We start from the raw sequence: 24,700 nt of genomic DNA, 5'->3' as shown, positions 1-24,700 counted from the left end.
CATTATCGCCTCACAAGTCTCTTCAGGGTGTCCGTCAGTTCAAGAAAAAGCTCAAGAAAGAGAAATACCCCCCCTACTGAAACGAGTAATCGAAAAGGAAACTGGGGGATCCTGAGCATATCCGATACGGTCTGTTCTTTAATTCCCACGACCCAGCCCTGCCAGGCCATCACGGCGATGATGAACAGACTCAGAAGGGCGGTGATCACATCGAGTATGAGCGCCCATGCTTTCGGAAGCCTGGATACGAACATGGTGACACGAACATGCCCCTTGACTTGCTGGGTGTAGGCGAGGCCCAGGAGAATGAAGGCGGCCAGCATATAACTTGAGAGCTCCATGGATCCCGGAATAGGCTGGGACCACACTGCCCGGCCTATCACCTCACTGCTTGTAAGGAGCATCATCGGGAGGAGCAACACCATGCCGACATAACTCATGTAGAGTGTACAGCGTTGGATTATTTTTCTAATCATCGTCAACATACTCCGTGACGCTCGGTGCCCTATTTTGTTAACCCTGCCTCAAGAGACCATAGACGCGTCTTTCGCGGGCCTTTTAGCGCGTTCCCACGCCGAAGCGTGGGAACGAGAGCATCCTATGCGCTATGCGCGTTCAGCTTTGATCTATTCCGATGGCTGCTGCAATCACTTCCACTCCTCAGGGAAGGCGACGCAGGTGACGCCCAGATCTTGAGAAATTTTGTTATATTTCAAGACGGTATCCTTCGCCGGCAACCCTTTTGCTTCCAGATCGGCAACCCATTTCTTGGTCACATCCTGGAACCCAGCAAACCATTCTTTCTCCTGCTCCGGGGTCAGGGTGGTGAGCTGCACGCCCTTGTCCTGGATCTCCTTCATCATGACCTTGTAGACGTCCTGGTTAAGACCGCCGGTGGTCCTGAAGGGATTGCCGCAAACCTCTTTAATGATGGGTTTCAGATCGTCCGGGGTTCTTTCCCAGCTTTTCTGATTCATGATGACGCCCTCGGAAACACATCCGAAGGTCGCGACCACGCCGTACTTGGCCACTTCATACAGCTTGAACGCCAGTACCAGGGGCGGGCAGGTCACCAGGCCGTCAATCGTCCCGGTCTCCAGCGCAAGATAGACGTCGCCGAGGGGCATGAACACCGGTTCCGCTCCCAGAGATTTGATGTAATGGGTTTGGTGTCCACCCGGCGACCGGATTTTCAGCCCCTTGCAGTCGTCCATGGATTTTACCGGTTTTCTCGTCCACAGAAAGGCCTGAATACATCCGTTGAGCTCGATCATCTTGACCCCGGGGAACTCTTTTGCCAGGGCTTCCTTGTACATCTTGTTTCCGATATCCACAGCGATGTCTTTACCGTCCACCCAGGTGGCCAGAGACAGGACATCGGTCAGGGGAAAACGTCCCGGGGTCCAGGTCGCAGTGAAGTACCCCATATCGGACAGCCCGTTGGCTACGATATCATAGTGTTCCGGCCCTGCCCCGAGGGCGGCTCCGGCATAGAGTGTATACGTGATACGTCCGTCGCTTTTCTTCTTTAGCGTCTCGAGCATCGGCTGCCACACGGTTTTGACTTCCCTGCTTGCAGGTGGATGCCAGGTGCTGAATTTTAAATGCATCTTGGATTTTGATTCGGCCAGAGCCCCCGCGGGCAGGATAAAAAAACCGAACAGCGCAACCACTAGACAGCCCAGAAAACCTTTTTTCATCGCTAATCCTCCTTAATTGATTCGTGGTTAATAATCTCGTTTCCCCAATCAACACATCTGTTACAAGATAACACGCTTTGAAAAGACATTGCAAATACCCAAGGCAACCTAACCGCCGCAACCAAAAAGATATGGGTACAACTCCCGGCGATTTTTGAGCGCTTACCCATACGGCACCAGCTCCCCCGCATGGTGTCCCGCAAGGCGGGATTACACCCAAAGATTCCAACTCCCTCTAGAAAGGCTTAGACAGACACTACTAAATAATACCGCCCGCGTATTCGGGGGGATGATCGACGGTTCCCTTTAGTGGGCCCGTCTCCCCTGCAGGGTTCTTTGAAGCCGATTCTCCGGCGATGATCTCTTGAACGATTTCCAGACCTTTCAGGATATGTTCCCGGGTGATCCGGATGGTGCGTTCCATATCCCCTTCCTTAATGGCATCCAGAATTTCCTGGTGGTACGAAAGGGATCCCTTAAGATGGGCTTCATCCATCAGGGATACGCAACTGAATCGATTCATTTGGTGGTGAAGCATTTGAGAGATCTTTTGAAGGCGCTGATGGCCGGAGATCTGAAACATAATGTCGTGGAATTCCTTATTAAGGGACTGGTACCTGATGACGTCGGGGGATTCGGACAAGACACATTTTTCCATCCCCTCCACCACCTTTTCCCATTTCTCCAGGTTTAATTTGGAAATTTTTTCAAATGCCAGTCGGGTGGCCATTTCATACAGACTGCACTTGAGGGTATAAATCTCCCATGCATCATGTTCGGTGATGGTGGCCACAAAGGCCCCCCTATTCGGTTTCCTCAGGATCAATCCCTCTGCCTCCAGGAATTTCAGCGCCTCCCTGATGGGGGGCCGGCTGATCCCTAAAGCGGATGCGATCTCCTGTTCCTTCACCTGCTGCCCGGGATGCAATTCTCCATGAAGAATTTGGCCAAGCAGATATTTTCTTACATTGTCGACGATGCTGTGGATCTGCAACATAAATGAAACCTGCCTGAGACGATGTCTATTGTCTATTGTCTACAATTTATACTTCTTTATCAAATATTGGCCCTTTGTCAAGACAAAAAAACAACTATCGCGACAATGAGAATCCGTTCTTTTCAGCCCATACCAGGATCGGAGAAAGGTGCGTACCCATGCAGCACCAGCATGGAGAAGGAGGAGCGAAAAGGGGCACCTGGAACCTTCTGATCAGGCAGGTTCCAGGCAATATTTAGAAAAGGCCTCGTCGATGGGGACCGGATATCTTCCGTTGAAGCAGGCGAGGCAGAGGTCGTCTTCAGGGATGTCGATGGCCTGTTTGAGAGAATCGATGCTCAGATATCCAAGGCTGTCCAGGCCTGCAAAATCACGGATCTCTTCCACCGATTTTCGGGCCGCGATCAGTTCCCCCTTGGTGGAAAAATCAATCCCGTAATGACACGGAAAGCAGTGCGGGGGGCAACTGACGAGCATGTGGACCTCTCTGGCCCCGATCCTTCGCAAGGTCTGGACCCTGCTCCGGGCCGTGGTGCCCCGGATGATGGAGTCCTCCATGATGATTACCCTCTGGCCTTTCAGAAGCTCCCGGACCGGGTTGAGCTTCACCTTGACCCCGAAATCGCGCATGTTCTGGGATGGCTGGATAAAGGTCCTTCCCACGTAATGATTCCGGATCATCCCCATCTCGAAGGGAATCCCCGATGCCTGGGCATAGCCGATGGCCGCGTAATTCCCTGAATCGGGGAAGGGCATGACCAGGTCCGCCTCGATCGGATATTCTTTGGCCAGCAGTTCACCCTGGCGCTTCCGGAACATGTACACATTCTGGCCGAACACCCGGCTGTCGGGTCTCGCGAAATAGATCAGCTCAAAAATACACTGGCTCTTGTGCGACGGGATGCCCGAGGGTACGGTCTTCAGACCCTGGTCATCGATGATGACGATCTCGCCCGGCTCGATCTCCCGAATGAATTCCGCCTCCACCAGGTCGAGGGCGCAGGTCTCGGAGGCCACCACATACCCGCTGTTGAGCCTTCCCAGGCAGAGGGGCCTGAAACCGTTGGGGTCCTTTGCCGCAATCAGGCCCTTTTCGGTCATGACCACCATGGAATAGGCCCCCCGCATTCGCATCATGGCCTGGATCATGGCCTGTTCCAGCCCCATCCTGTAATGCCGGGCAATAAGATGAAGCACCACCTCGCTGTCCATGGTGGTCTGAAAGATGGATCCGCTGTCCTCCAGTTCCGACCGGATCTGCCTGGCATTCAGGATGTTGCCGTTATGGGCCACGGCAAAGGACTGGCCCGAATACTGGACCCTAAAGGGCTGGGCATTCACCAGGAGAGAAGAACCGGTGGTGGAATAGCGGACGTGTCCCAGGGCGATATGGCCCGGCAACCGGTTGAGGGTCTCTTCGGTGAAGACCTCCGGCACCAGACCCATGGCCTTGTGTTCGAAGATTCGGGTCCCGTCCGATACCACAATCCCGGTGCTCTCCTGGCCCCGGTGCTGAAGGGCATAGAGGCCGAAATAGGCCATCTTGGCCGCCTCTTCATGCCCGTACACCGCAAAGACCCCGCATTCGTCTTTGGGTCGGCCGGGACGCTTTTCGATCGGATCGGTTCTGCTTGTCTGATTCATGGCTGGTTGCTCGTTGCTGGTTACTGGATACTTGATTCTGGATACTGGATTCTGGATGCTGGATGCTGGTTCCTGGATTCGCGTTGCTTACCCTCTTACCCTCTCACCCTCTCACCTTCTGCCATCTACTGGGTCTCGCTTTGAGCTTTCAGCTTCGAGCTTCCCCCTCACGCCTCACGCCTCACGTCTTGCTCCCTGCTCCCTGCGCCTCCCCATGGTATTCCTGCAATGTCCTTACCTCGAGCTCCCCTTCCATCATGGCCTCCACGGCCAGGGCCGTGGCCGTGGCCCCGGAGAGGGTGGTGGTGTAGGGGATATTGAATGCCAGGGCCGCATTCCGGATGGAAAAGGACTCGGTCACGGCCTTCTTGCTCCCCGTGGTGTTGATCACCAGGGCGATCTCGCCATTCTTGATCATGTCCACCACGTGCGGTCTCCCCTCTCTCACCTTGTTGACCCGCCTGCTGGGGATCCGATGGTGCTGCAGAAATTTTGATGTCCCGCCGGTGGCCACGATCTCGAATCCCAGGCTGTGAAAGCGGGAGGCTGTATAGAGCATGGGCTTCTTGTCATCGTCCTTGACACTGATAAAGACAGTCCCGGATAAGGGGAGTTTTTGCCCGGCCGCCAGTTGGGCCTTGGCAAAGGCCAGACCGAAGGACTGGTCGATCCCCATGACCTCGCCGGTGGATTTCATTTCTGGCCCCAGGATCGAATCCACCCCGGGAAACCGGGCAAAGGGAAATACCGACTCCTTCACCGAGATGTGGTTCGGCGTGATTTCATTCGCCAGACCCAGATCTTTCAATTTCTCGCCCAGGATGACCCGCGTGGCCAGCTTTGCCAGGGAAATGCCGGTCGCCTTGCTGACAAAGGGGATTGTTCTGGAACCCCTCGGATTGACCTCCAGGATATAGACAGCCCCCCCTTTGACCGCATACTGGATGTTCATGAGCCCCACCACATTCAATTCACGAGCAATGGCCCGCGTTTGGGTCTTGATTTTTTCCAGGACCTCGGAGGACAATGAGATGGCCGGGAGAACGCAGGCGCTGTCTCCGCTGTGGATCCCTGCCTCTTCGATGTGTTCCATGATCCCGGCCACCACCGTATCGGTCCCGTCCGAGATGGCGTCCACATCGATCTCGGTGGCCGCCTCCAGGAAGCTGTCGATGAGGATCGGTTTCCCTGGAGAGACCTGAACGGCCTCCCCCATATAGAATTCGAGGCCTTTCCGGTCATAGACGATCTCCATGGCCCGGCCCCCCAGGACGAACGAGGGTCTGACCACCACCGGATACCCGATCCTCTCGGCCACCCGGAGTGCCTCCTTCTTGTTGGCGGCCGTGCCGTTTGCCGGCTGGAGGATCCCCAGCTTCCTGAGGAGTTTTTGGAAGTGCTCCCGGTCCTCTGCCCGATCGATGTTCTCCGGACTGGTTCCCAGTATGGGGACTCCGGCCCGGCTCAGTTCCCCCGCGATATTGAGGGGCGTCTGGCCCCCGAACTGGACGATCACCCCCTCCGGTTGTTCCTGTTCCACGATGTGAAGGACATCCTCCACGGTCAGGGGCTCGAAATAGAGCCTGTCGGAGGTGTCATAGTCGGTGCTCACGGTCTCGGGGTTGCTGTTGACCATGATACTCTCGATCCCCATCTCCCTGAGGGCCATGGAGGCCTGCACGCAGCAGTAGTCAAACTCGATCCCCTGGCCGATCCGGTTGGGTCCCCCGCCCAGAATGATGACCTTCCTTCTGCCGGAGGTCTGAATCTCGTTTTCCTGCTCGTATGTGGAATAGTAGTAAGGGGTATAGGCCTCGAATTCGGCTGCGCAGGTATCCACCGATTTGTACACGGGCACGACCCCCTGTTTCTTTCTGGTATCCCGTATTGCCTGTTCCTCCCATCCGAAGATGGCGGCGATCTGGGCATCGGAGAACCCGCAGGCCTTCACCTCTCTCATGACATCCGCATCCCATGCATCCGGCAAGAATCTCTTTTTGGCCATCTCCTTCAACCGGTGGTGCATCTTCTGGATAGCGTGGATGTGGAAGAGAAACCAGGGATCGATCCGGGTCAGCTCGTGAATTCTATCTATGGAAACGCCCTGTTCAAGGGCTTCGTAGACATAGAAAAGACGATTTGAATTGGGGTGGATCAGTCGATCTTCTATCTGATGACGGTCCGGACGGGCTCTGCGCGTGCGGCTGCCGTCCCTCGCCATGCCGAACCGCCCGATCTCCAGGGACCGGACCGCCTTCTGGAGGGCCTCCTTGAAGGTCCGGCCGATGGCCATGGTTTCGCCCACCGATTTCATGGAGGTGGTCAGGAGGTCCTGGGTTCCGTGGAACTTCTCAAAGGTCCAACGGGGGATCTTGACCACGCAATAGTCGATGGTGGGCTCGAACGCGGCCAGGGTCTCCCGGGTGATGTCGTTGGGGATCTCGTCCAGGGTATATCCGACCGCCAGTTTGGCCGCAATCTTGGCGATGGGAAACCCTGTGGCCTTGGAGGCCAGGGCCGAACTCCGGGATACCCGCGGATTCATCTCGATGACCACCATATCGCCGTTTTGAGGATCGATGGCGAACTGGATGTTGGAGCCGCCCGTTTCCACCCCGATCTCCCGGATAATGGCGATGGCCGCATCTCTCATCCGCTGATATTCCCAATCGGAGAGGGTCTGGGCCGGGGCCACGGTAATGCTGTCGCCCGTGTGGACGCCCATGGGATCGAGGTTCTCTATGGAGCAGATAATGACCACATTGTCATGGAAATCGCGCATGACCTCCAGCTCATATTCTTTCCACCCCAGCAGGGATTGCTCCATGATGATCTCGGAGATCATGCTGGCGTCCAGCCCCACCCGGGCGAGCTGCTCCATCTCCTCCCGGTTGTAGGCCACGCCGCTCCCGAAACCGCCCAGGGTGAAGCTGGCCCGGATGATGATCGGATATCCGATCTGTTCGGCCACGGCCCTGGCTGTTTCCATGTCCCTGGCGATTCCGCTCTCAGGGACCCTGAGCCCGATCCGGGTCATGGCGTCGCGGAACTGCTCCCTGTCTTCGGCCTTGTGGATGACCGGGATGGACGCCCCGATCATCTCCACGTTCAGGGCATCGAGGATGCCGGTCCTGGCCACGCCGATGGCCGTATTGAGACCGGTCTGTCCCCCGAGGGTCGGCAGGATGGCCTGGGGACGCTCCCGTTCAATGATCCTGGCTACGATTTCGGGGGTGATCGGTTCGATATAGGTGCGGTGGGCCGTCTCAGGGTCGGTCATGATGGTGGCGGGATTGCTGTTGACCAGGACGATCTCATAGCCCTCTTCCTTCAGGGCCTTGCAGGCCTGGGTCCCTGAATAGTCGAATTCGCACGCCTGCCCGATGACAATGGGCCCGGAGCCGATGATGAGGATCTTATGGATGTCTGTGCGTTTGGGCATGTCCTGGTTACCCGGTTGCTGGTTCCTGGATACTGGATGCTGGATGCTGGATACTTGATACTGGTTGATAGCTGATGGCTGATGGCTCATGGCTGATGGCCAAAACTTAACAGCTTATCAGCTCAACAGCTCAACAGCCCAAAACTGCTTGCTCCCTAAAGGCTTACCTTCTTACCCTCTCACCTTCTCACCTTCTGCCGTTTGCAAGGGTCGCTTTGAGCTTTCAGCTTTGAGCTTTTTGCTTTCAGCTCCCTCCTGCGTACTGCTTACTGACTGCTCCCTACTTTCCTCACGCCTCACCCCTTGCCCGTCTTCACCATCTCCACAAACCTGTCGAACAGGTACCCTGCGTCGTGTGGGCCGGGCGAGGCCTCGGGGTGATATTGGACGGAAAAGAGCGGCAGTTTTTTGTGAACCAGACCTTCCACGGTGTTGTCATTAAGGTTCATGTGGCTGATCTCGATGTCCGAGTCGTTAAGGGAGTCCATATCCACGCAGAAGCCGTGATTTTGGGCCGTGATCTCCACCCGGCCGGTGGTCAGTTCCTTGACCGGCTGGTTGGCCCCGTGATGGCCGAACTTGAGTTTAAAGGTCTTCCCCCCTAAAGCCAGGCCGATCAGTTGATGGCCCAGGCAGATCCCGAAGATGGGTCTGCGGCCCATCTGATGGCGGATCATATCCACGGCATAGGAGACCGGTGCCGGGTCTCCGGGGCCGTTGCTGAGGAAAAGGCCGTCCGGGGCCAGCCGGTCGATGGCCCGGCTGTCCGTATCCGCAGGAAGGACCAGGATGGTGCAGCCCCGCTTCTCCAGGGATCGGAGAATATTATATTTGATGCCGTAATCCATGGCCGCGATTCGCAAAGATCCTGTTTCTTCAGGCCACTGGAAGTCCGGGAGCCCGGTGGCGATACTGGACAGCCCGTTGTCTTGCCACAGCATCGGTTCCCGGCACGTGACCGCTTTGGCCAGGTCGAGGCCCGTCATGTCCGGGGACTGCCTCGCCTTTTCCACCAGGGAATCGGGATCCAGATCCCGGGTGGAGAGGGCGGCCTTCATGGCCCCCCGCGTCCGGATATGCCGGGTGAGGGCCCGGGTGTCGATCCCTTGGATCCCTGGAATGCCTGCCTCTGTCAGGTAATCGGCCAGGCCCTTTTCAGATCGATAATTGCTGGGATATTCCTGGTACTCCTTTACCAGGAGCGCCCTCACCTGTATCCGGGCCGACTCCACATCCTCGTGGTTTACCCCGTAGCTACCGATCAGGGGGTAGGTCATGGTTACCATCTGGCCGCAGTAGGAGGGATCGGTCAGGATCTCCTGATATCCGGACATGCTGGTATTGAAGACCATCTCGCCCACGGCGTCACAATGACCGGTAAAGGAGCGGCCATGAAACAGGGTACCGTCTTCCAATGCGAGCAGTGTTTTCATAATAGCAGTGTTTTCATAATAATAGTAGGCGCAAGGCATTGGCGCAAGGCGGAGGCGCAGAGAGCAGGGAGCCCTTTGCGCTGTCGCCGCATCTCAAATCTCAAATTTCAAATCCTGGAATTTCCGCATACACTTAATCCAGTCATCTATCCATCCGGTTTCCACCACCATTATCCAGCATCCAGCATCTAGCATCCAGTATCAAGTATCCAGCATCCAGCCCCATCACCACGTCATTCTGACCTTCACCCCCCGGGCGTGAAGGGCGTCCTTGATCTCCCTGACAGAATAGGTATTGTAGTGAACGATAGAGGCCACCAGGGCGGCATCGGCCTTCCCTTTTGTGAGGACCTCATAAATGTGATCGATGCTCCCCGCGCCGCCGGAGGCGATCACCGGGATACCGACGTGTTCGGAAATAAGCGCGGTCAGTGTCAGTTCATAGCCGGTTTGGGTGCCGTCCGCATCGATGGAGTTGAGGCAGATTTCACCGGCACCCAGGGCCTCCGCACGCAGGGCCCAGGCCAGGGCATCCAGACCCGTATCGGTCCGGCCGCCGTTAATGACCATCTCGTACCCGGACGGGATGGCGTCAGAGGGCGCCACCCGTTTCACGTCCATGCCCAGAACCATGCACTGGCTTCCGAATGCCTCTGCGCCTCGGGAAATGATCTCCGGATCTTTGACCGCGGCCGAGTTGACGCTGACCTTTTCCGCCCCGGCCAGAAGGACCTTCCGCATGTCCTCCAGGGACCGGACCCCTCCGCCCACGGAAAAGGGGATAAAGATCGCCTCGGCCACCCGGCTGACCACATCGATCATGATGTCCCGGCCCTCGTTTGAGGCGGTGATGTCGTAGAACACGATCTCGTCGGCCCCCTCTTCGAAATAATAGCGGCCCATGTCCACCGGATCGCCGATATCCACGTTCTCTTTGAACCGGATCCCCTTGGTGGTCTTTCCGTTCCGCACGTCCAGGCAGGGGATGATCCGTTTACTCAGCATGGTTGCCGTCCCATTCGCAGAAGTTCTTCAATATTTGAAGGCCCGGTCTCCCGCTCTTTTCCGGATGAAACTGCATGGCGATAAGATTCCTCCTGCCGATGATCGAGGGAAACCGGATTCCATAGTCGGTCGTTCCGATGACATGGGCTTGGGACGCCGGGGCCGGATAATAGGCGTGCACAAAATAAAACTCATCTTCCGGCCCGATCCCTTTCAGCACCGGATGTTTCCTCACCTGCGTGACGCCGTTCCATCCCATATGGGGGATCTTGAGTCGTCCGTTTTCAGGGGAGGGGAGGGGAACCGGGAAGGACCTGGCCTCTCCGGCCATGAGCCCCAGGCACGCTGCATGGTCCTCCTCGCTCCTCTCCAGGATGACCTGGGCCCCGAGGCATATCCCCAGAAATGGGCGGCCCTCCTCAAGCGCCCGGCGCAACACCCGGTCCAGACCGAGTTGTCTCAGGTCGGCCATGGCCTGCCCGGCCGCCCCGACCCCGGGGAAGACGACCCTGTCCGCTTCCAGGATCCGGGTCCTGTCGTGCGTGATCCGGCATGGAAATCCAAGCCCCCTGAGGGCGCGCTCCACGCTTCTGAGGTTTCCCGCCTTATAGTCGATGATTGCGATCATGGGTGTCGGTTATCAGTTGTCAGTTATCGGTTATTGGTTATCCCCTTATCGGCTTTCCTTTTTCATTTTTCACTTCTCATACTTCATTCCCAATTCTTCACTGCCCCGCAGCCATCAGCTGATCCCTGATCTCGGCCACCTTGTCGTCCTCATAGATCTTCTGGCCGCCGGCATCTTTCACGTAAAAGACGCCCCGAAGCCTTTCTTCATCGCTGTTGACCTTGGCGAACCGGATGTTGAGACCTAAAGAGAAGATCTGTTTTGCCAGGGTGTAGGCCAGTCCCACGCTCGTGGCCGAACTGATCTCGATCACCGTAAAAAAATCAGAGGCCTCGTTGTCCACCTTAACCTTTTTGGCTATGGGCCGATGATAGTCTTCCGCATAGAGGGACTGTCCCTTTTCCCGGATCAGATCGTCCAACGGGAGCCGGTCTTCCAGTGCCAGCCGGACGTCGGTCAATGTCTTCTCCCATCGCTCCGCCTCCCGGTACCGGTCCAACGGATTGGTCACCTCGTAGATGTCAAAAGCCAGTCCGTTTTTCAGGGTGAAGATGTGGGCGGACAGGATTTCGATGTTGTTGAGTGTCAAGACACCCACCATTTTACTGTAGAGACCCGGGCGGTCATGGGTGCACTGGATGATGCGGGTGACGGGTGCATCGGCCACCCGCTGAAGGACCCATGCGTGCCTTCTTTCGCCCAGGGTCAGGGCCATGCGGAAGTGGTGGACCATGTCCTCGGGTGCAGCACTCAGAAAATATCGGGAGGATACCTGATCCATCAGTTTCAGAACCTCCCCCACCGGGAACTCCGGCCGCAGCGCCTCCAAAAGGGCCTCCTTCTTGCCCGTGATCTCCTGGGTGGCATCGGGGGAGGCCAGAAGCCCCCGCTCCAGGATGCGCCTCACCTTTACAAACAGCTCGGTCAACAGCACGATCTTCCAGTCGCTCCGGGCCATGGGACCGGTGGCAAAACTGTCGGCCACGGTGAGAAGGAAGAGCATCTTGAGCCGTTCCTTATCCTGGATGGCCTGGGCCACCTGGACCGAGGTCTTCTCATCGCTGAGGTCCCTGCGCTGGGACACGTTCACCAGCAACAGGTGGTGTTTCACCAGGAAAGGGATGACATCAAGGGCCTCCCCGGCCACGCCGAGCCGCTGGAGGATCCGGATGATCATCTTGCCTCCCTTCTCCGCATGATCCGTGTTCTCCCCTTTGGCGATATCATGGAGGAGCGCGGCCAGGAAGAGCCGGTCCGGGTGTTCAATCCTTTCGAAGACCTTCCTGAGAAGGGGCCATTGCCTGTCGTAAAAGCCCTGTGAGATCTCGTTCAGCACCTCCATGGCCCTGAGGGAGTGAAGGTCCACGGTCATGACATGATAATACCCGAACTGGGGGAGATTCCTGATCTCGCTGAATTCAGGAATAAAGAGGGTGATGAGTCCGATCTCGAGGGCCAGCCTGACGATCTTCGAGTTCCGGGGCCTCAGGAGGATCTCCAGGAAGAGTGCCCTTGCCTCGGCCGAATCGACCAGATCCTGTCCCCTTTGGGCGATAATCTCTTCCGCTTCCCAGATAAAGCCGGAACCCAAGAAAAGGCCCCGTTTATTGGCCTCCTTCAGGGCATGGAGGATGATCAGAGGATTTTTTTCAAAGAGCGAACCTTCCTTTAAGACGATATTTCCCTTTAAGATTTGGAACTCCCCGGGGAGTTGATCCAAGGCCTCTTCCGCCGGCCCGGGGTCGATCATATCCAGGCTCTTCGCCAGAAATTCATCGTGACGGTACCGGACCCGGTTCAGGTGGAGATAGAGGTCCCGCATGAGCCTTTCAGGCCCCGAGATATGAGGCCTGTCCGCATAACCCAGGTCTTTGGCGATCCGGTTCTGAAAGGAGAGGAACAGCCGGTCTTCCTTCCGCTTGGCCAGGAGATGCAGCCGGTTGCGGACATTCAGGAGAAAGCTTCTGGAAGCAGCCAGTTCCTCAAAACCGACATGGCTGAAGACCGCAAAGCGCTTGATCTGCTCCAGCCGTTCACACCGGAAGTAGGTCCTTGCCATCCAGTCCATGAGATGGAGGTCCCGAAGACCGCCCAGGCCCTCCTTGAGGTCAGGCTCCACAAAATGATCCTCGTTACCGTATTTTTCGGCCCGTTCCTTCCTGGAGATGAGGAACTTTCCTAACAGATGGGGCTGCTCCCTCTGAATGCGCGACCAAAAGGCCTCCTGAAACAGCTGGTAAAAAGACCGGGATCCCAGAAGAAACCGGCTGTCCAGGAGTGAAGTAAAGACCCTGAAATCGGTGACGGCCAGTCGAATGCATTCCCGGTATGTCAGGATGGAATGCCCCACCTCCAGTTTGGCGTCCCAGAGGGGATAGATAGCCCGGGAGATGACCCCTTTCATCTCGTCCGACAACTTCCCCTGGTGAATCACCATCAGGTCCACATCAGAACAGAGACAGAGCTCTCTTCGTCCATAGCCGCCCAGGGCCATCACGGTGAGGCCGCCGTCCGCCGCCTCCCTCCCGTTTTCCCGGAATCCGGCCTCGAAAAAGAGGGACCGGACAAATTGATCCATCAGGTCGGCATAGCTTCGGACCGCCTCCTGCCCGGAAAGGCGATCAAGCTCTGTCTTTATGAAGGATCCTCTTTCATCAAGGAAATCCGAGACAATTTTCTGTGAACCTTCCAATAGTGTTTACATGCTCAAAGGTGAAAACTGAAAGCTCAAAGCTCAAAGGGCAAAGAGGTTAAGAGTTATTGGTTAATAGTTATCAGGCGAGAGGGCGTAACTCAACAAGCCCAACGAACCCAAGCAACCCAATAAACCCAAGCAACCCGCAACCCGCTATATCGCGTCCCTGTCCTCTTCGCCGGTCCGAATGCGGATCGCTTTTTCCACGGGCATGACAAATATCTTTCCGTCCCCGATCTCTCCGGTATGGGCGTTCTGTTTGATGACATCCACTACCCTGGGGACGATATCCGACGACACCACCACCTCTATTCGGATCTTGGGGAGGAAATCGACCACATATTCGGCTCCCCGGTAGATCTCCTTGTGCCCCTTCTGCCGGCCGAAGCCCTTCACCTCAGTAATGGTAATCCCGCTGACGCCCAGCTTCAGTATGGCATCTTTCACATCATCCAATTTGAACGGCTTGATAATCGCTTCGATTTTTTTCATCATTCGCTTTCTCCATACTCCTCCAGACCATCTTTTTTAACCTCAACCATCTGACGAGGCCTTACTTTTCGATACACCGCCAACGGATCCCTTACCTCTCCCTCCACCGACAGGAGGTCCTGTTCAATGGATATCCCGAACAATCGTTCATTTTCCCTGAGATAGGGGAGAATCAGGTCCCAGTCCTTTGTTTTCATCCCCACGATCTCTCCGCCGTTGAGCTGCTCTTCATTGACCAGGCTGAAGGGATCCCGGATAAATATGGCCCCGCCCGATGCCAGTGAAAAGAGATTGGCACCCGGATAGGGCGTCGCCTGTGGCCGCACCGCTCCCTGACCATCAAATGTCATCCCGTTTAGGACCACAAATCCCCCGCCGTTATGGGGGTCGCCCGCCATAAAGGACTCGGCCAGATAGTCCAGACAGGTCCCGTTGATGACCACCCGAGGCCGTCCCACGCCATTGATGAGGGGCCGACCGGCCGCATTTCCCATGACATAGACCTCGCCCCCCTTGGCCCCATACATGAAGGTCTGGCCCGTATCTCCGTAAATGACCATCTTTCCCGATTTCATGATCTGGCCCAACTGGTCCTGGGCGTCTCCATGGACATGGATGGTGAGCCCGTCGATCCCGGAACCCAAATAATCGCCCGAACTCCCGTAGATATCGATCCGCACCCCGCCCGTGTCCGGCCCGAGACCGCATCCGTGGAACCGCTGTCCCTTGAGCCCGAACACGATAAACCGTCGCCATCCCCTGAAAAAGGCCTCGGCCAGGAGCCGGCTGTCGCAGTGGTCGCCTTCAGGGGGAAAGAGGGATGCATCGATGACCAGGACCTTTTCGTCATAGGAAGGTCCCCTGAAAAACTGACGGGTTTCCCAGTCGATGAGGCGATAGGCGGAGGTCCGGTCCTCCCTCGACAGTGAAGGGAAATGACGGAATATCGCCTCCAGGGTCTGCTGGATCATCTGCAGGATGGACCGGCGCTTCTTGTCATAGGTCGGATACCGCAGGTCCAGAAGCCGGGTCAGGGCCTCCAGGGCCACCTCGAAATGGGCGTCTCCTTTAAGCGCCCACCCCTTGATCTCTTTGAGACACTCCATCAGGTCCGCAAAATCCCAGCCCGGGATACCATCCCTTACATATTCGTAGAGGAGGTCCGCCCTCTGGAGTTCGAAAAATCGCGAGATATCAAAGCGGTCCTTCCCCTCCTCGCCTGCCAGAAGGTAATAGACCTGGCCCGGCAGATAGGCGGACTGGCCCTCCGGGAGCGTGATCGGTCTGTCGAACTTGTCCACGCAGGTGAGCCTTCGCTCCAGGGGATCGCCCCCCTGAACATCCAGGTTGAAGATGAACGCCCCCCCATCCGTATAGCTCCCGCCCCGTGCGTTCCAGCATTGGTCGGCCACCGTCCCCACACGGGGATCTTCCGCTGCCAGGCTCTTGAGGGTGGCGTCGATGGCCTGTTTTTCCGAGCAGATCAGACCCACCTGCACCTGGCCGTCGTGAAGGGCAAAGACCTGGGGCCTCAACATCCCCGTATCGGTGATCCCGATCAACTGGAGCCGGTTCTGTTCCGTGTCGTTGCGGGCGATGATGAAGAACCAGGGGCCGTCCGGGGAACCGTGCACGTGGGCGGCCTGAATCGCCCGGTAGATACGCTGCCGCTCGGGCGATAACTGGTCGAAATCCCGTTCCATGGTGGGGGCCAGGGCCTCGATCACATATTCCAGCGGATATCGGTAGGTCCGGCTGTAGAGATCAAAGAGCAATGCAGAGACCTCGGTATCCGTAAGAAAGAGGGGGTAGATATTCTTCTGCCTCAGGTACTCGGCCACCGAATGGTAGTTGGCAAAATCACCGTTGTGAACCAGGGCCTCGTTGAGCCCGATAAAGGGATGGGCCCCGGCCGGGTGCCAGACCCGCCCCTTGGTGGGATACCGCTGATGGGCGATCCAGATATGGGCCTTGAAATTGTCCAGCTTATAGTACTGCACCACCTGCTCGGCATAGCCCACGATTTTCAAGATAAAGAAATTCCTGCCGTGGGAGAGGACAAAGGCCTGCTGCTCGCCGTAGGCGTCATAGTAGGTCTTGTTGATCTTGAAGCTGTTCTGATAAACAAATTCGTCCTCGGCCCTTCGTTGGTCGATCCTTTCCAGGCCGTTTTCCGATATAAATCGTTTCAGGATATCGGGCCGGACCCGGACAAAGTAACGGAAGACCTCGGGCGGCCTGACATCCAGGCCCCGGATGTCCCGGTAATCATCCACATGGGGGATGCGCTCCGAGAAATCCACATGGAAGAAAGGGTCGATAAACCGCTCTTCCAGGTCGTCGGTCACGCCCTCCTCCAAGGCGGCGATCTGGAGGATATAGTCCTCATCCAGGACCTCTCGGGTGACCCCCAGCATTCGAGGGTCAAACCCCATGGCCGCAATCCCGCCCCCGCGGCCGTTTCCCCGGTTGTGCATCTGCCGCGACGGCTCGAAAATATGTTTTCCCCGAACCGGGATGCTGCATGCAAACCCGGTGACCCCGCACCCCCCCTCGGCCTCGGTCTCGAAGCAGGGACTCGAGGGGAGGTCGGCCACCAGGGGCTGCCTCGATTGGATGATCTGGGTTATGAATCGGTCTTTGTTCATTCCTTTATCCTGATCACACGGAGCCACAAAGAACACAGAGAAAAGGGCATGTTCCCGTTTATTTTCAAAAAAAATCTTTGTGTGCTCTGTGTCCTTGCGTGAGTCCCGCCTGGGCGGGATTGGTTGCGGGTGTCCGCTTTAGTCACTTCTCTTCATATAGTCCAGATGCACCAGACAATCGGTGCGGCCCACCAGCTCGGTCAGGCTGCCCATGCCCAGTTTTTTGAGTATGCGTATCAGTTCTTCGCGCCATGCCAGAAACATATTGATGATCCGCTGCTTCCCCCACTCCACATCCACGAGATTCAGCAGCTCCGGGTCGGTGGTGGCGATCCCCCGGGCGCAACCCCGGCCGCTCTCGCAGTTATGGCATCGGATGCATTCCAGGGCCACCAGGTCTGCGGTCCCGGTGCAGATCCCGTCGGCCCCCAGGGCGATGATCTTGGCCATGTCGTGGGGGGTCCGTATCCCGCCGCTGGCAATGACCGTGATCTTGTCCCTCACCCCCTCTTCCTGGAGGAAGCGGTGGACCTTGGGAACGGCATATTCCAGCGGCATGGCGATATTCTTCTTGGCAATGTCCGGGGCCGCGCCCGTGCCCCCGTAGCTCCCGTCCAGATGGATGATATGGGCCCCGGCATAATAGCTCCCCACCGCCACCATATCCACGTCCGTGGGGGTGGAGACCTTGACCGAGACCAGGGCCTTGGGATTGACGGCCTTGATCCAGTCCACGTGTTTTTTGTGGTCTTCCACCGAGTAGACGCTGTGAAACGGAAACGGAGAAAAGAGGGGATACCCGGCCACGGCCTCCCGCATGCGGGCCACACCCGGGGTCACCTTGTCGCCCAGGAGATGGCCGCCCAGGCCCGGTTTTGCCCCCTGGGCATACTTGAACTCCACGATCCGAACCCGCTGGATAGTCTCCTCCCGCACGCCGAAAAGCCCGGTGGCCACCTGGGTGATGACGTGACGGTCATAGGGTTTCAGCTCATCGGGATAGCCTCCTTCCCCGGTGCAGCAAAAGGTCCCCAGGGCCGCGGCCGCCTTGATCCGGCTGAGCATGGTGTGAATGCTGACCGAACCGTAGGACATGCCGCCCCCGTAAAAGGGGACTTGGATCCGGATCCTGTGGGCCGTGTCGTTTCTCCGGTTGAGGACGACCCCCAGGTCCGGATCCCTCTCGTCTTGTGCGGGATTGGCCGTCTTTTTCGGAAACACGATGCGAAGCTTGTCAAATCCGCCCCCTGAACCCCCGATGCGGTACTCAAGTCCTTTTGGGGGGACCTTACCCAGTTCGGCCATGTGCCAGGTGCTGACCAAAAGATCCGGGGGCCAGCGAAGATCCCCCATCACGTCAAAATCGGGATTTTTCCTGATGGACAGGGCCTGGACCGGGCACGCCTCGGTGCAGGGCTCGCTACACTCCGGTCCTACGCACCGGTCGTGTCTCGCGATGAGGACATTGCCCCGCTTGATCACATGCACGCCGTATGGACACAGCTCCACGCACTTGCCGCAGGCGATGCAGTCGGTCGTGCGGTGAAGCCGGTATTTTCCGATGGGATTCCTGAACCGGGAGGGGGTGGGGACCACCTCCGGAAACTGAAATGGCTCTGAACTATTCAATGTCGCATCCCTCCTCGACGTCACCCATGGCGCTGAAGGTATCCCTCTCCAGTTCCTCGAAAAACATGGCCCTTCCCGCCTCGCCGCGCAACCGGCGTGCATCCCGAATCCCCATGGCCCCCATCATCTCCAAAAGCTGATTGTGCCAGGCACCTATGAGATTCACCACCCGGGAGGCGACCCAGTCTGCCGTGGCGTCTTTAATATCCATGGGACAGGAGAGACCCTTGGTACATCTTCGGCACATGCGGCATTCCAAGGCGACCAGGATCGGAAAATCGACCAACACCCCGTCCGCCCCGCAGATGATGGATTTGGCCACATGCTCTGCCATGGAAATCCCGCCGCTCGCCAAGAGGGTAACACCGTCCCGGACATTTTCCTCCACCAGTCGCAGGTGGACCGACCGGATCCCCTCCTTCAGATAGGCCTGATCATCGTCCTGAAAGCGGCCGTCCTGGGTCCCCTCGATGTGAATGATGGAGATGCCGGCCCGGACCATGGCAAGCGTCGTGTCGGCCGCTTCATGGGTCATGGGCGTCCTTGCCGAGAGGAGGGGAGGGCTATCCAAATCATTCAGCCGGTCCGCCGTCTTTTCCCAGCCGTCGCCCCAGGGGATTTCCACTATTCTTGCCCCGGACGGCATCGACCCTTTGGGACCGGCCCCGTCCGGGATCGCGGGAAGAAGTGCGGGATAGAAATCCGTCAGGGAGTCATTCATCATCTCAAAAGGAAGGGAGAAGAGGGTCCCCAGCTGTTTCGCGGCCATGGCCCACCCTGCCACGGTTTCAGGGCCGACAGCCCCGAAGGAGGGTATCCGCAGGATAATGGGGAGGGGGATATCCACCACCCGGGGGACTTCCCCGTGCAGGTCGCCATGATCATTGAAAGAGAGATGCCCGGGGGTCTTTCCCAGATCGATGGCGGTGCTGATGTATTCGCGGCCATGGATCCCGTCCCGGGTCGGCCGGACGATCTCGGACATGTCGGTCCACATGGCATCGAATCCCGGTCCGCTGAACGGTCCCGGATATCCGGCCCCGGACACCGGGATCTTTCCGGTCTGGGCCTGGGACCAGAGACTGGCGATGATGTCCGGGGTCCACCATTCATCGCCCATGGCCTGGTACTCGGGATTCAGGGACTTGTGGATCAATTCCCTGGGACAATTCTGTACGCACCGGAGACAGCTCATGCACTGGTTGTCGATGGAATCGATCATCTGCACCGGGTCGATCCCACGGCGGTCATACACGCCGTATACGCACTGCTTCTTGACACAGACCGCGCACTTGAGACACCCCTCTTCCCAGGCGATGATCCCGGATCGGGTGATCGGTTTGAAACGGTGGGGGACCGTTGACGTATGGATGGCGTATTTTGCCGGCATATCCAGGTCTTCTACCCCTGATCGATCCCGGGCCTCGGGAGGAGGCCCGCCCTCTCTGCGATCTCTCCCACGGCCGCCTCCCATTCAATGGCCATGATGTGGACGCCCCTGACACCCGGCAGCTCTTTGAGCCTCGATACGGTCTCCACGCAGATCCGGAGCCCCTCTTCGCGTTGATTTTCCTTGGGGACCCCGTCCATTCGTTTGATGATCTCATCCGGGATATCCATGCCTGAGACCCTCTCCTTCATGTACCGGGCCATGCCCGCGGATTTGAGAGGCGTTACCCCGCCCAGGATATGGGTCTTTTCCGTCAGGCCCCGGTCAGCGGCCATGGAGAGCCAGGTTTCAAAGCGATCCAGATTGTAGATGCACTGGGTCTGGATGAAATCGGCCCCGGCCCTGATCTTCTTGGCGAGCCGCGTCACCCGAAACTCCAGCGGGTCGGCAAAGGGGTTGGCCGCTGCACCGATAAAAAGATCGGGGGCCGTATCCAAAGGTTCTCCTCCCAGGATCACGCCCTCATCCCGCATCCCCTTGACCACCTGAAGAAACTGAATCGAATCCAGGTCGAACACCCCGACGCACCCGGACTGGTTCCCGAAACGCTGGTGATCGCCCGAGAGGCAGAGGACATTAGGGATGCCGATGGCGGACGCCCCGAGGATGTCGGACTGAAGGGCAATCCGGTTGCGGTCGCGCACCACCATCTGGAGGACCGGTTCCAGCCCGGCGCCTTTCAGTATGGCGCACGCCGCAAGGCTCGACATGCGAACGATGGCGGTCTGGTTGTCGGTCACATTGACCGCGTCCACCTTGTCCCGCAGGAGTTCCGCCTTTTTCAGAACAGCCGCGGCATCCGCGCCCTTTGGCGGGCCGCATTCCGCGGTTACTGCAAACCCGCCCTGCTCCAGGACCTTTTTGAGTCGGCTTTCCATGCTCACCTCTGCTGATCCTCCCGGATAATTTTTCTGGGGCCGCTTCCCTGTTTTCTGGCCCAATCCTTGGGCGGATAAATCTCCTCCAGCCTGTGGAGTGCCCCGAATCGCGTCAGCCGGTCGATAATCATCTGCCAGGCGCAGGGGATGTCAGGATTCACCTCGCACCGGCCGTCGACCGATCCGCCGCAAGGCCCGTTCAGGATTTGTTTGGAACAGCGGGCCAGTGGACAGATGCCCCCGAAATAATAGAGCATGCAGTCGCCGCAGCCCAGGCAGTTCTCCACCCAGTATCCCTGGTCTCTGGTCTCGCCCAGGAATTCGGTGTTGAGGGCCGGGATCACGGGGATCTCCTGATACATCTCGGAGACTGCCTGTACCCCGGCCCCGCACCCCAGGGAGAGGATGGCGTCATACTCTCCCACGATATCATCCAGAGGGATGATGAACTCCTTGACGCACTGGCGGTCCACTGTCTTTTCCTGGATCAGGATATCTTCCTCATGGATTCGGGCGGCCATTCGAAGGGCCGATGCCAGCATGGCGGTCTCCTTTTCCCCGCCGGCCGCGCACTCGGCCACGCATGACCCGCAGCCCAGGGCCAGGATCCGTTTGTAGGGGACCAGCATCCCCCTGATCTCGTCCATCGGCTTCTGTTCTGCTGTTATCATAACCAGTCTCTCCTTTTCTCGCATGCGAACGTCCCGTTCGCAGGGCGCTTCAAAGCAGGCGAAGGCCCCATCTGAGAGATTTTGTCAAATATTTCCGCTGCATGCTGAGCAAGCGTTCTTGGGGCCTCTTTCGATCCCATGACAATCCCGGCCCGCTCCGGCGCCAGCCCGATGGCCGCAAGTATCTCCCGGGTCCGCTCCACGCGCATTTTCGCACGACGGTTTCCCTCAAAATACCGGCATGCCCCTTCAGGGCAGGTAATGAGGTAGGCGGCATCCGCCACCTCCTCCAGCGCCCGCAACAGATGCATCGGTTCGAGTCTCCCGCTGCACGGCAGGGGAAAGAGGCGGATCTGTTCGCCATGGGCCGTCTCGATCGCCTGCCGGTCGGTCTCGCTGCTCTCCGGGATATTCCGGCAGTAAAAGAGCGCCAGAATGCGCTTGCTTGAATCTGTCATTTTCCGGGACCGGTCCTTTCTGTCAGGGGCCTTGCCCCGTAAGGTACAATGAAATACCTCTGTGTTCTCTGTGTCTCTGTGTGATCATTTTCTGGTCTACGGCCGTCCGGTCGTCTTAGAACATGAAAATCTGGTGGCTGTCGGGGTTCTTCCCAAAACAGGTGATATCATCCACCTTGCCCACCTCGGGACCGCGACAGATGGCGTACAATGTTCTCTCCACCCCGATGCCGCCTCCGTAGGTCTCCGGAAACGCGGGCTTGCCCTGACGGTTCTTCTTGGCCGCGATCATCAGGAAGGGCCCATAGCCCCCCAGTTCATCAATATTCTTTATGTTCCCATTAAACAGGACCGGCCTTGCCGGGATGATGCCGTTGTCCAGGAGCCTCTCCACAATCGGTTCATAGAGCCATTCCCGCACTGCCCCTGAAAGGACCTCAAGGGCCGGGGTCTGCTTCCCGGTGTCCCGAATAATGCTCTTGGCGCAGATATCATAGTTGTAGATCATGGCTGACGTAATTTCAGACATGCTGACCTTCCCTTCGGGACGGAGGTACGGGTAAACCAGATCATAATTTTCCCTCAACAGACCGGTGATCCAGAAGAAGGTCGACTGAATTTCTTTCCCGATACTCTGTTCGTAACCCCTTCCATATTTTTTCTTGCTCTCATCGCACCTGAACCGGGGAAAGGGCTGCCGGGGCACCTCTATAGCCACCCCGAGCCTTCTGAGGTCCTCGTCGTTTTTCTCCACCAGTTGGGTCATGGCATGGACGATCATCCGTTCAAAGAGGTCCATCCCTTTTTCCATATCCTCGGCCAGAATCTTGCTCACCCTTTCCGGTTCCTTCAGGTACATTTCCAGATCGATCCCCCGGTTCCTCCGCACCTCTATGTCCATCTGGCTGAAATCGATCAGGTACTTGCCCCTCTGGGTACGGTCGGGGCTCTCGATCTCCAGCCGGATGTTGGGGGAATCCACAAAGACCCCCTTGATTCTGGGATGATGACACGACAGGAACTTGGAATAGATCATGCTGTGGGTCATCACATATCGCTGGCCCTTGTAATTGATATTGGGCGTATGCTCCACATCGTGCGCCAGGGGGTCGGTTACGGGGCTCAACTGCACCCGTTCCAGGTTGAACAGCCCCTCATCCGCCAGGAACCGGTGCATGGCCGTCACGAACGTGGTTCGCAGGGCCATGGCCGAATAGAGGGTGTCGCTCTCCCATTTCTTGTAGTAGTACGTGTCCAGATATTCCTCAAAGCTGGACCCCGCTTCCTGCAGCGCGGCCTGGAACCCGAAAAGGCTCTGGCCGATAACAGACATGGAATCATCCTTCATGGCTATCTACCTCATTGTCAATTGACGATTGACTTTTTCTCAGGTTTAAAATTAAGCGCATGGCCTGACGGACGGAGGCAGAGATGCATTCCCCTCTGCCCCGGGCAATCCCCGCAACCCAACCGGCGGTCAGTGCAGGGAATGGCACTCATCTCCCAGCGCCTCCCTCCCACGCCTCACACCTTGCGCCTAATGCCTTGCGTCTTGCGCCTACAGCTTCGGCAAATACGTATCGATCTCGAACCGGCTCACATGGGTCCGGTAATGGTCCCATTCGATTTTTTTGTTTTCAATGAATTTGTGGAACACATGGTCGCCCAGGATCCGCTTTACCAGTTCGCTCTTTTCCGTGGCCAGGATCCCGGCGTAGAGGTTTCCCGGCAGATCGGTAATCCCGTGGGCCTTTCGCTCGGCCGGATTCATCTCGAAGATATCTTCTTCCACCGGGGCCGGCAACTCATATTTCTTTTCAATCCCTTCCAGGCCGGCGCCCAACATCACCGCAAAGGCAAGATAAGGGTTGCAGGCCGGATCAGGGGACCTGAATTCGATGCGGGTGGCGTTTTCCTTGCCCGGCTTATACATGGGCACCCGGATCATGGCCGAGCGGTTTCTCCTGGCCCACGACACGTATACCGGGGCCTCATATCCCGGTACCAGTCGCTTGTAGGAATTGACCCACTGATTGCAGACCGCAGTAATCTCCGGGGCGTGACGCATCACTCCCGCGATATAGTGCTTCGCCATCTCGGAGAGATTATATTTATCATTTGAATCATAAAAGGCATTCCTGCTCCCCTTAAAGAGAGATTGATGGACATGCATCCCGCTCCCGTTTTCTCCGAAGATCGGCTTGGGCATGAAGGTCGCATATACGCCGTGCTGGCGTGCAATCTCTTTGACGACGATCCGATAGGTCATGGTGTTGTCGGCCATCTTGAGGGCATCCTGGTACCGAAGATCGATTTCGTGCTGGCTCGGGGCTACCTCATGGTGGCTGTATTCCACCTGAATACCCATGGACTGGAGCGCAAAGATCGTATCCCTTCGCAAGTTGCTCCCCATATCCAGGGGCCTCGAATCGAAATATCCTCCCGCATCCAGGACCTCTGTGCAGGTGTCGTCCTTGAAGTAAAAATATTCCAGCTCAGGTCCGACATAGAAGGTGAAGCCCTTGTCTTCCACTTTCTTCAGGAGTCGTTTCAAGACATATCGAGGGTCTCCCTCATAGGGGGTGCCGTCGGGGTTAAGGATATCGCAAAACATCCTGGCCACGGGCCGCTCATTGCTCCGCCACGGCACCAGTTGAAACGTGGTTGGATCGGGTTTGGCAATCATGTCGCTCTCCTCGATCCTGGCAAATCCCTGAATGGAAGATCCGTCAAAACCCATGCCCTCGGTGAGGCCTTCATCCAGTTCGGACGGTGTAACGGCAAAGCTTTTGAGAACCCCCAGTACATCGGTGAACCAGAACTGGATAAAGCTGATGTCCTTTTCCTCAACAATCCGTTTCACATCTTCTATGCTCTGACAATCCATGGCGTTTCCTCCTTCTCCCCCGGTCCTGCAGGCCGGGACCTCG

General features: G+C 57.4%; 18 protein-coding genes. All 18 read right to left on the bottom strand.

Going from position 1 to position 24,700, the window contains the following annotated elements; genetic code table 11:
• Nucleotides 1-2 precede the first annotated feature (2 nt).
• The gene (locus K9N21_11045) at nucleotides 3-473 is read right to left on the bottom strand and encodes a TRAP transporter small permease (protein ID MCF8144444.1); all 471 of its coding nucleotides are present in this window, start codon (nucleotides 471-473) and stop codon (nucleotides 3-5) included.
• 174 nt (nucleotides 474-647) lie between these two features.
• Nucleotides 648-1,700 carry a TRAP transporter substrate-binding protein gene (locus K9N21_11040; protein MCF8144443.1) on the bottom strand — a complete coding sequence of 351 codons (1,053 nt, stop codon included), beginning with the start codon at nucleotides 1,698-1,700 and terminating at the stop codon, nucleotides 648-650.
• A gap of 259 nt (nucleotides 1,701-1,959) precedes the next feature.
• A complete protein-coding gene (locus tag K9N21_11035; GenBank protein ID MCF8144442.1) occupies nucleotides 1,960-2,697 on the bottom strand; it encodes a GntR family transcriptional regulator in 738 nt (245 codons plus the stop codon).
• A gap of 213 nt (nucleotides 2,698-2,910) precedes the next feature.
• Nucleotides 2,911-4,341 (bottom strand): amidophosphoribosyltransferase, encoded by a 1,431-nt coding sequence (gene purF, locus K9N21_11030; GenBank protein ID MCF8144441.1) that lies wholly within the window; start codon nucleotides 4,339-4,341, stop codon nucleotides 2,911-2,913.
• Nucleotides 4,342-4,522: 181 nt separating this feature from the next.
• Complete coding sequence (gene carB, locus K9N21_11025; GenBank protein ID MCF8144440.1) at nucleotides 4,523-7,783, bottom strand: carbamoyl-phosphate synthase large subunit; 3,261 nt, start codon at nucleotides 7,781-7,783, stop codon at nucleotides 4,523-4,525.
• 296 nt (nucleotides 7,784-8,079) lie between these two features.
• Nucleotides 8,080-9,216, bottom strand: a complete 1,137-nt coding sequence (carA, locus tag K9N21_11020) for a glutamine-hydrolyzing carbamoyl-phosphate synthase small subunit (GenBank protein MCF8144439.1) — start codon at nucleotides 9,214-9,216, stop codon at nucleotides 8,080-8,082.
• A 225-nt stretch (nucleotides 9,217-9,441) separates the two neighbouring features.
• Nucleotides 9,442-10,221: an imidazole glycerol phosphate synthase subunit HisF gene (gene hisF / locus K9N21_11015; protein ID MCF8144438.1), complete on the bottom strand. Its 780-nt coding sequence runs from the start codon at nucleotides 10,219-10,221 to the stop codon at nucleotides 9,442-9,444.
• Nucleotides 10,211-10,849, bottom strand: a complete 639-nt coding sequence (gene hisH / locus K9N21_11010; protein ID MCF8144437.1) for an imidazole glycerol phosphate synthase subunit HisH — start codon at nucleotides 10,847-10,849, stop codon at nucleotides 10,211-10,213. The genes hisF and hisH overlap by 11 nt, the downstream gene beginning before the upstream one ends.
• A 97-nt stretch (nucleotides 10,850-10,946) precedes the next feature.
• Entirely contained in the window at nucleotides 10,947-13,541 is a 2,595-nt protein-coding gene (gene glnD / locus K9N21_11005; protein MCF8144436.1) for a [protein-PII] uridylyltransferase, read from the bottom strand.
• 156 nt (nucleotides 13,542-13,697) lie between these two features.
• Nucleotides 13,698-14,036 carry a P-II family nitrogen regulator gene (locus tag K9N21_11000; protein ID MCF8144435.1) on the bottom strand — a complete coding sequence of 113 codons (339 nt, stop codon included), beginning with the start codon at nucleotides 14,034-14,036 and terminating at the stop codon, nucleotides 13,698-13,700.
• A complete protein-coding gene (locus K9N21_10995) occupies nucleotides 14,036-16,684 on the bottom strand; it encodes a glutamate synthase (protein MCF8144434.1) in 2,649 nt (882 codons plus the stop codon). The genes K9N21_11000 and K9N21_10995 overlap by 1 nt, the downstream gene beginning before the upstream one ends.
• Nucleotides 16,685-16,822: 138 nt before the next feature.
• On the bottom strand, nucleotides 16,823-18,415 hold the full coding sequence (locus K9N21_10990; GenBank protein ID MCF8144433.1) for an alpha-hydroxy-acid oxidizing protein: 1,593 nt from the start codon (nucleotides 18,413-18,415) through the stop codon (nucleotides 16,823-16,825).
• Nucleotides 18,306-19,703: a hypothetical protein gene (locus K9N21_10985; GenBank protein MCF8144432.1), complete on the bottom strand. Its 1,398-nt coding sequence runs from the start codon at nucleotides 19,701-19,703 to the stop codon at nucleotides 18,306-18,308. The genes K9N21_10990 and K9N21_10985 overlap by 110 nt, the downstream gene beginning before the upstream one ends.
• 11 nt (nucleotides 19,704-19,714) lie before the next feature.
• A complete protein-coding gene (locus K9N21_10980; GenBank protein MCF8144431.1) occupies nucleotides 19,715-20,647 on the bottom strand; it encodes a methylenetetrahydrofolate reductase in 933 nt (310 codons plus the stop codon).
• On the bottom strand, nucleotides 20,644-21,312 hold the full coding sequence (locus tag K9N21_10975) for a methylenetetrahydrofolate reductase C-terminal domain-containing protein (protein ID MCF8144430.1): 669 nt from the start codon (nucleotides 21,310-21,312) through the stop codon (nucleotides 20,644-20,646). The genes K9N21_10980 and K9N21_10975 overlap by 4 nt, the downstream gene beginning before the upstream one ends.
• A complete protein-coding gene (locus tag K9N21_10970) occupies nucleotides 21,309-21,770 on the bottom strand; it encodes a hydrogenase iron-sulfur subunit (GenBank protein ID MCF8144429.1) in 462 nt (153 codons plus the stop codon). The genes K9N21_10975 and K9N21_10970 overlap by 4 nt, the downstream gene beginning before the upstream one ends.
• A gap of 115 nt (nucleotides 21,771-21,885) precedes the next feature.
• Nucleotides 21,886-23,118, bottom strand: coding sequence for a hypothetical protein (locus tag K9N21_10965; protein ID MCF8144428.1), 1,233 nt, complete (start codon nucleotides 23,116-23,118; stop codon nucleotides 21,886-21,888).
• Nucleotides 23,119-23,328: 210 nt separating this feature from the next.
• A complete protein-coding gene (locus tag K9N21_10960; GenBank protein MCF8144427.1) occupies nucleotides 23,329-24,657 on the bottom strand; it encodes a glutamine synthetase family protein in 1,329 nt (442 codons plus the stop codon).
• Between the last annotated feature and the right edge of the window lie 43 nt (nucleotides 24,658-24,700).

The organism is Deltaproteobacteria bacterium (assembly GCA_021737785.1).
GTDB lineage: Bacteria > Desulfobacterota > DSM-4660 > Desulfatiglandales > Desulfatiglandaceae > AUK324.
This window is presented reverse-complemented; position numbering and strand designations above follow the sequence as displayed.

Coding starts and splice junctions, on each gene's coding strand:
- K9N21_11040 (MCF8144443.1), bottom strand. CDS start 1,700: ATGAAAAAAGGTTTTCTGGGCTGTCTAGTGGTTGCGCTGTTCGGTTTT.
- K9N21_11035 (MCF8144442.1), bottom strand. CDS start 2,697: ATGTTGCAGATCCACAGCATCGTCGACAATGTAAGAAAATATCTGCTT.
- purF (MCF8144441.1), bottom strand. CDS start 4,341: ATGAATCAGACAAGCAGAACCGATCCGATCGAAAAGCGTCCCGGCCGA.
- carB (MCF8144440.1), bottom strand. CDS start 7,783: ATGCCCAAACGCACAGACATCCATAAGATCCTCATCATCGGCTCCGGG.
- carA (MCF8144439.1), bottom strand. CDS start 9,216: ATGAAAACACTGCTCGCATTGGAAGACGGTACCCTGTTTCATGGCCGC.
- hisF (MCF8144438.1), bottom strand. CDS start 10,221: ATGCTGAGTAAACGGATCATCCCCTGCCTGGACGTGCGGAACGGAAAG.
- hisH (MCF8144437.1), bottom strand. CDS start 10,849: ATGATCGCAATCATCGACTATAAGGCGGGAAACCTCAGAAGCGTGGAG.
- K9N21_11000 (MCF8144435.1), bottom strand. CDS start 14,036: ATGAAAAAAATCGAAGCGATTATCAAGCCGTTCAAATTGGATGATGTG.
- K9N21_10995 (MCF8144434.1), bottom strand. CDS start 16,684: ATGAACAAAGACCGATTCATAACCCAGATCATCCAATCGAGGCAGCCC.
- K9N21_10990 (MCF8144433.1), bottom strand. CDS start 18,415: ATGCACGCCGGTTGCGCGGCGAGGCGGGAAGGGCCATGTTTTTCGAGG.
- K9N21_10985 (MCF8144432.1), bottom strand. CDS start 19,703: ATGCCGGCAAAATACGCCATCCATACGTCAACGGTCCCCCACCGTTTC.
- K9N21_10975 (MCF8144430.1), bottom strand. CDS start 21,312: ATGATAACAGCAGAACAGAAGCCGATGGACGAGATCAGGGGGATGCTG.
- K9N21_10970 (MCF8144429.1), bottom strand. CDS start 21,770: ATGACAGATTCAAGCAAGCGCATTCTGGCGCTCTTTTACTGCCGGAAT.
- K9N21_10965 (MCF8144428.1), bottom strand. CDS start 23,118: ATGAAGGATGATTCCATGTCTGTTATCGGCCAGAGCCTTTTCGGGTTC.
- K9N21_10960 (MCF8144427.1), bottom strand. CDS start 24,657: ATGGATTGTCAGAGCATAGAAGATGTGAAACGGATTGTTGAGGAAAAG.